At 34.8% G+C, this 313-nt stretch carries 1 protein-coding gene; it reads right to left on the reverse strand.

The genetic code is table 11. The features are described from left to right. Positions 1–108 precede the first annotated feature (108 nt). The coding region (locus H4O20_RS12580; protein WP_185099477.1) for a hypothetical protein at positions 109–313 on the reverse strand (205 nt) is incomplete at its 5' end.

Consider the following 313-nt stretch of genomic DNA (forward strand, 5'->3'; position numbering starts at 1 on the left):
CTTCTCCTTATTTCTGTAAAATTTAAAATTATAAGTTCAGATTGGGTCATTTTCTTTGTTTTCGGGAATGTCGTTTTACATTACAGCCAACGGCAGTCTGTCTCAAAACTACACTAATTTTCTTTTAAATTCAGTTGCAGGGTTAAGATTTCCGTATTTCATTAATTTTATAAAATTTCTCGGGAATGCGAATTTTAAAGCTTGCTGAGTGGATAATTGGGTTATAGCAAGCAACATAACCCCTAAAAACGAATTGAGCGCAGCGCAAACGGCCGTTATATCGAACTTTACACCGAGATTAAAGAGTCGTTTA

Origin of the sequence: Aequorivita sp. 609 (assembly GCF_014212065.1) — a bacterium.
In the GTDB taxonomy this organism is placed as follows: domain Bacteria; phylum Bacteroidota; class Bacteroidia; order Flavobacteriales; family Flavobacteriaceae; genus Aequorivita; species Aequorivita sinensis.